Annotated in this window: 8 protein-coding genes and 1 tRNA gene; 3 read left to right on the top strand and 6 right to left on the bottom strand. The window is 34.6% G+C overall.

The window, feature by feature from the left end; genetic code table 11:
- The first annotated feature begins 130 nt into the window (after nucleotides 1-130).
- Together AOG54_RS08950 and AOG54_RS10270 are read left to right on the top strand one after the other, a co-directional pair.
- Nucleotides 131-616, top strand: a complete 486-nt coding sequence (locus tag AOG54_RS08950; RefSeq protein ID WP_054964468.1) for a hypothetical protein — start codon at nucleotides 131-133, stop codon at nucleotides 614-616.
- 78 nt (nucleotides 617-694) lie between these two features.
- Nucleotides 695-946: a glycosyltransferase gene (locus tag AOG54_RS10270; protein ID WP_394325611.1), complete on the top strand. Its 252-nt coding sequence runs from the start codon at nucleotides 695-697 to the stop codon at nucleotides 944-946.
- A 348-nt stretch (nucleotides 947-1,294) separates the two neighbouring features.
- On the opposite strand, the gene AOG54_RS08945 is transcribed toward AOG54_RS10270, so the two are convergent.
- The 6 genes from AOG54_RS08945 to fabG all read right to left on the bottom strand — a co-directional run bounded on the left by AOG54_RS08945 (nucleotide 1,295) and on the right by fabG (nucleotide 5,897).
- Nucleotides 1,295-1,375 (bottom strand) — tRNA-Ser (locus tag AOG54_RS08945).
- Between the two features lie 27 nt (nucleotides 1,376-1,402).
- Nucleotides 1,403-1,987 carry a 50S ribosomal protein L15e gene (locus AOG54_RS08940; RefSeq protein WP_048101090.1) on the bottom strand — a complete coding sequence of 195 codons (585 nt, stop codon included), beginning with the start codon at nucleotides 1,985-1,987 and terminating at the stop codon, nucleotides 1,403-1,405.
- A 181-nt stretch (nucleotides 1,988-2,168) separates the two neighbouring features.
- Nucleotides 2,169-2,495 (bottom strand): Zn-ribbon domain-containing OB-fold protein, encoded by a 327-nt coding sequence (locus AOG54_RS08935; protein WP_054964467.1) that lies wholly within the window; start codon nucleotides 2,493-2,495, stop codon nucleotides 2,169-2,171.
- Between the two features lie 2 nt (nucleotides 2,496-2,497).
- Complete coding sequence (locus tag AOG54_RS08930) at nucleotides 2,498-3,646, bottom strand: thiolase family protein (RefSeq protein WP_055032628.1); 1,149 nt, start codon at nucleotides 3,644-3,646, stop codon at nucleotides 2,498-2,500.
- Complete coding sequence (locus AOG54_RS08925) at nucleotides 3,643-5,184, bottom strand: class I adenylate-forming enzyme family protein (protein ID WP_054964466.1); 1,542 nt, start codon at nucleotides 5,182-5,184, stop codon at nucleotides 3,643-3,645. Before AOG54_RS08925 ends, AOG54_RS08930 begins: the two co-directional genes overlap by 4 nt.
- Nucleotides 5,181-5,897: a 3-oxoacyl-ACP reductase FabG gene (fabG, locus tag AOG54_RS08920; protein WP_055032627.1), complete on the bottom strand. Its 717-nt coding sequence runs from the start codon at nucleotides 5,895-5,897 to the stop codon at nucleotides 5,181-5,183. The genes AOG54_RS08925 and fabG overlap by 4 nt, the downstream gene beginning before the upstream one ends.
- A 229-nt stretch (nucleotides 5,898-6,126) precedes the next feature.
- Between fabG and AOG54_RS08915 the strand changes: the two genes are divergently transcribed.
- Nucleotides 6,127-6,543 carry a hypothetical protein gene (locus AOG54_RS08915; protein ID WP_055032626.1) on the top strand — a complete coding sequence of 139 codons (417 nt, stop codon included), beginning with the start codon at nucleotides 6,127-6,129 and terminating at the stop codon, nucleotides 6,541-6,543.
- Nucleotides 6,544-6,622 lie beyond the last annotated feature (79 nt).

Genomic DNA, 6,622 nt, shown 5'->3' with positions numbered 1-6,622 from the left:
TGTGTTAAATCTATACCATAATTTGGCTCAAACGATTCAAGGTTATCATATGCAAATTATTAATTAATATATTATAATCATGAAATATTATAATACACTTTGGCATGAATACGGTTCATGGTGGTAATATATGAAAATAAAAATTGTGCAGCCCAATTCGAAAACATTCAATGGGATAAAAACGTATTCCACAAATTTATTTAAAGACCTCTTAAAAAATGGAATTGCAGCAGAATTAAAACGGCTTCCGAAGGTAGAATTTTCTATACGGGGCAAAAAAATTGGTGGATGGACATCACAGAGACTTCTATCATTTTTGGTTGGAAATGCAGATATTGTTCATTCAACATCTTACATGGAATTAACACCACATACCAATGTTGTCACCATCCACGATCTTTTCTCTATTATAAATAATAAATATAAATCGCAAATGATCAGGGATTTTCATATAAAAACTCTCAAAACTATAGAGAGAAGGAGGATAAATGTAGTTGTTCAGGGTGAGCATATTGCTGAACAGGTAAGAGAGTATATACCAGATGTGCCCATAGATATTATTCCGACAAAGGTATTTGTTAAGCCTGCGACTCAAAATCCTTATCCAGACAATTGAAAACTTCATCTAGTAACAATGGGCGAAATATATGGAAACGGGGAAAACAGGAAACAGATATATGAATTATAAGATTGGATTAAAAATTTAAAAGATGTTGAACTGTATCATATCGGCATTATAACAGATGAAAAATACAAAAATTATTCATATAATATTCACCAACTTGGTACTGTATCTGAGCAGGAAAAATTTAATTATCTTCAGTATGCGAATAAATTCGTTTTTAAAACTCTCTGCGAGGGACAGGGTATACCCACGATGGAGGCCATGAGACTTGGAACACAACCTGTAATAAATGATATTCCTGCGCATAGATATTTCCTTTGAGATAAGCCTTATTATTATCACAATAAAGATGAATTCCTAGAAATGATATACAGACCAAAAAACAGGGATTGGTTGAACAGATATCTCAATATGATAACTGGGTGGAAAAATACAAAAAAGTCTATGATAATGTTATTAATAACCACAATAAAAGATAACAATATTTGCACTGATATAATCACAAAAATTTAATTTAAGGATTTTTAATTAAACTGATTTTATGAAACAGAATTACAATAATAAGCACTTATAATAATAAAAGGCTTTTAAATTTTATAATTACCATGCATCTAACATTTTTTATCAAGGCAATTTAATGGTATAATTAATAAAAATAAAAAATAATAGCGCCATGGGAGAGATTCGAACTCCCGATCCACAAGGGAACCAGCTCTCAAGGCTGGCGCCGTACCACTGGGCCACCATGGCATAACAAATTAAAGGAGATTTTTGTTATTATCTCCTTAACCTTCCATTAGCTCTTATGGAGGGTCTGCTTTTTGAGCTGTTAAGCCTTCCGTGTCCGAGGCCACGGTTTTTATATCCTGCTGATGTTAATCCGCGGTAAACCCTGCCCTTATTCTGTGGTTCTGATATCCATGATATATGCCTATCGTTATATATATTGGGGTTTGTCCTGTCCACAAGTATTACCTCATAGTACTTATAAAGGCCGTCCTCTCCAACATAATATGAGTTTAATACCTCCATGTTGGGGTATTTATCTGCAGCCCTCTCCTCGGCTATAAGCTGGATGCTTTTTTTAAGTGTCATTTTTGTATATGCAAGCCTTCTTGGCCTTCTGCCTCCCATAATTTTGGGTTTATTCTGTCCGCCCCTTCTAACCCTTGATCTGACTATTATATATCCTTCCTTTGCCTTGTATCCTGCAGATCTTGCACGGTCTATCCTTGTTGGGTATTCGAGCCTTTCAACTGAATTTCCCTTTCTCCATGATATCATTCTTTGCTTGTGCATTAAGTATATATCTGATTTTTTAAGCGATTTCCATTCATCTCTAATTAAGCTGTAAGAATTCATCTTGTTCACTTCAAACTAAATAGCTTATTAAAAAATGCTATATATATCTTATTATGCATGTTTTACTGTCATAATAAAGAATGAAAGCATTTAGATGCATAATAATTACTACGGAAAAAGAATAAGTATTGGGAGCTTTAGAGCATCAAAAGGTGTTAATATATTTCATAGAAATCATAATCTAACAGCTCCCATAGGGTCTTCCATCTATAAATTTAATTTTAATTTTTTTCCCAACGTCTGGTTCTCCAGCTGAATCAATGTTCATATAAAGCCTAAAACCTTCTGGAAATGAAACTATTGCCCATATACTGTTGTTAAAAACAGTATAGGAATATATCTCACCAGTGCCGGAAGATTTTTTAATCTCTATTTTGTCTGATCCGCACTGCGGACACCTATTTCTCGGATAATAAAAAGAATAATCACAGTTTTTGCATTTAATGTATGGTAGCATGGAGTTCGCAAAATAGTCCTTATAAATACTGTATATTTCCATTTCATTCATTTTTAATCACCCAGAATCATTGAAACGGAATGGTTCCTTGACCATCCACCAATTCCATTAATAAAAACACTGTTTATGTCCCTAACCTGATTTTTAGCCATTCCATTTAACTGTAAAAGACTTTCATATAATAAAACACTACCACTCATATATGCAGGCTGGCCCCTGTTAATACTGCCTCCACCTGTATTAAGCGGCATATCACCTGAGCTTGATATATCTGTTTTTTCTATAAATTTGCCAAATTCACCTTTTTTTATTATTCCTGTATCCTCAAGCTGGAGTATAACAGTAATGCTAAAGGAATCATAGAGCTCATAGGCATCGCAGTGTTTAATCTCATCCCTAAAATTACGTGAACTTTCTGATGCAGGCGTTATCATAATTTCTTCCAGCTCTGGTGGTAATTTTGACCAGTGAGCCTCACCATATTTTTTTATTTTAACAGGTCTTAATTTTCCCGGGGATTTGGAAACAATGAATGCATGAAATCCATCAACAGGATATACTATTTCCAAAAGGTGCAGTGGTGATGAGATAACTGGTGATGAAAGAACGTCATCAACGGAAATATCACCGGTAAACATGGAATATCCCGAATCGTTACCATTTTTTCTCTGCTTTACCATAAGTCTGGCACGGTCCTCATCAGCAGTTCCATAAATTTTTTTATGCCTCTGTGCAACAAGTGCATAATCTGACAGCGGATTTTTATACGAGTAGCCTGATAATAACTGTTTATATGGTGTGTTTGTAACACCGTCATACAGATTTTCATATGAATCCACAGTTTCTCTGGTCTGTCTTACCAGTGAACCCTTGCCACCAAATAGAAGAAGAATATTATCAAGTCCCTCGTATTTTATAAGTTTTTCAGCACGGTACAATCCAGCCAGAACCGATGGTCCGCCATAATCCAGCGAGTCAATATATTTTGGATTTATTCCAAGGTAGCCGCATAACTGGTCCGGAAAGAAATGCAGAAAAATATTACCATCAAAAATACCAGGCAGAAAGGTTGTTATAAATCCCTGTATATCACTGCGCTGAATTCCTGCCATGTTGAGTGCCTTCTCAAGTGCCTCATTCATGAGGTCATAAGCTGTACCATCATATTTTTTATATACTGCCTCTGCAAATCCCTTAATCATTGTGCATCACCCAGTATCTTATGTATATCTGACCTTTTAATTTTTCCAGAGGCATTTACTGGCATGCGGTTAATGAAAACTATATTTTTTGGTATTTTAAATTTGGCAAGTTTTTCCCTGCATATATTATTTATTTCATTTTTAATTTCATCAGATGGGTTTATATTATCCTTTAATTTAACATAGGCAACAGGTACCTCACCCTTATATTCATCCTTTTCCGGAACAACAACGACATCCTCCACAAACTGGCTTGATCTGATGGCATTTTCAATCTCAACCGGCCATACCTTATATCCTGATATATCAATTAAATCCTTCTTTCTGTCTATTATATAAACCCAGTTATTTGAATCAATGTGGCATATATCACCTGTTTTCATTCCATTTCTTGAAAATGTTAATTTTGTATCCTCAGCATTATGGTAATATCCGGAAACCACCTGTGGTCCCCTTGCTATTAATTCACCACCCCTGCTCCTTTTTATTGTTGTGTAATAAACAGGCCTGCCAGAGCTTACTATATCCTTATATATTTTTAATTCCCCATTATATGGGTAATCCCATAATGTCAGTGGTGAGGTGCTCTCTGTTAACCCGTATGCCATATAAATATACTTTCCCGTCATCTTCTTCCATTCTATCTCAGTTTTTACAGGCATGGGCATGCCACCTGCGGACCAAACCCTCATTGATGAAAGTTTATTTTTTATATCGTCAATGCCTGACCATGAATTAAGCATTGACCTGTAGGCGGTGGCTACAAACATTGTTATGGTGGTTTTATTTTTTATTATGTCGTTAAGCGTCTGTTCAGGCGTGAATCTATAATTTAGGACTATTTTTGAATGGCTTATGACAGATAATGATATGCCAAAAATAAGTCCGGTTATGTGGAAGAATGGGGCTATTCCAAGATTTACATCCTTTTTACCAACATCAAACCAGTTTTTATATATGAACGATGCTGAGTATATATTTTTATGCCTTATTTCTGCAGCCTTCTGCTTGCCAGATGTGCCGGATGTAAATACCAGCATGGCGGTATCCTCGGGGTCCGGCCTGTATATATCAAAATAAGGTTTTTTTCTTAAATTTAACTCCTCAATTCCCTGAGATTTTATAAATTTATTTTTCAGGCCTTCAGGGATCTTCCCAAATGTCTCAGGATCAGTATAAATTATTTTTCCGTCTACAATACCATTTAATGCACCAAAAGAATCCCTGAATTCTGAACTAATTATTACAACAGCCGGGTTTAAAAATTTAACTTTCCTTGAAAGTTCTTCATAGGAATCAAGTGGGCTTAGTGGCGTGAATATCATGCCATTCTTCCAGCATGCATGCTGTACCATAATAAACTGTGGTATATTTTCTGATATCATGGCTATTATGCTTCCATCATCACCATAAGATGCCAGCTGCGCTGCAATGCCATTTACATATTTATAAAAATCACCATATGTAATTGATGAGTCAAAATATTTAATAAATATGTCATTGTCATAATATTTTATGAAATCCAGCATTGTTTTCATAGTACAAGACCTCCCCCAACCTCAATCATTGTTCCACTAATATAACTGCTCCTATCATCCATCAAAAAGGCAACCGCATTTGCGACATCCTCTGGAAGGCCGATTCTTCCCAGCGATATTTTTTCAATAAATTTATCCCTAATTTTATCCGGAAGCTTGTCTGTCATTGGTGTCTTTATGAATCCCGGTATAACTGCATTGACAGTGATATTGTACCTGCCGAGCTCCCTGGCAAGGGTCTTTGTAAAGCCTATAATCCCGGCCTTGGCAGCAGCATAGTTTGCCTGTCCTATATTTCCCTGCCAGCTTGCCGATGATATATTTACAATTCTCCCCTCCTTATTTGAAATCATTGTTTCAATGAACAGCTTGGTAATATTGTAAACGCTGTATAGATCAGTTTTTATAACACTGTCCCACTGATCATATGTCATGTTTTTAAATAATACGTCCCTATTAATACCTGCATTATTAACTATTCCATAAATGTTTTTTTCAATGTTGCTTAATGCTGACTCACATGATTTATAATCTGAGACATCACACTGTATCCCTGTTACATTGCCATAGATTTTATTTAAATTTTCAGCTGTCTCAATAACATTGGCATCATAATCAACCATTATGACAGAAAATTTATCCATGGCCAGCCTCTCTGCAATTGCAAAACCTATGCCCCTGTTGGACCCTGTTACAATAATTCTTTTTTGCACCTACACACCTCTTTTATAATCTATTATTGGGTATATTATTTTTATATGTTGATACATAATTAAATCATTATGCACTATATTAATATTAATGCAGGTATTTACATGTCAATACATGGTATAAATAAAAATTTATTATTTAAAAAATTCATGGAAGGTGAATCCACGCCTAAAACAATTTTTGTTTTAATAAAATAAGAATAGATTTATATTTTAGAAGCCATATTGTATCATGTCTCCTAATTTAAAAAATTTTGAAAAGGCCGTAAAAGATAGCTATGGGAATCTTGAGTTAGATTTACCAAGGGGGAGCATCAAAATTTTGGATCCATCAATAATCACAATACTGGTTAAAAATTCGTCAATTCAGAGAACTGTTGAATACAGTTCCAATGATAAGATTTACATCGCAACATTTTCAAGCTATTCAATGGTTAATTCAAATGGAATGATAGGGTATTATACCGATCCACCAAAAAATGAGAATATTAAGGAAATAACATTTATTGTTGTTGGCTTTCATTCTGAATGGGATACAGAGGTTAAATTTTCAAAGGAATATATGGCTGTTATGCCTGACCGTGAATTAAAGCACCTAATAAATTTCCAGAGGGCCATTTTGAAAACCGGGATTATAAATAAACAATAAAACAATAAAATTGCATAAAAACATTTATTATGATGATAAAATAATGCATAATGCAACCGTATCGCCTGAAGTCCAGAAC

This window comes from Acidiplasma aeolicum (assembly GCF_001402945.1).
Taxonomy (GTDB): domain Archaea; phylum Thermoplasmatota; class Thermoplasmata; order Thermoplasmatales; family Thermoplasmataceae; genus Acidiplasma; species Acidiplasma aeolicum.
Note: the sequence above shows the minus strand (reverse complement) of the source record. Positions and strands in the feature narration are given on the sequence as shown.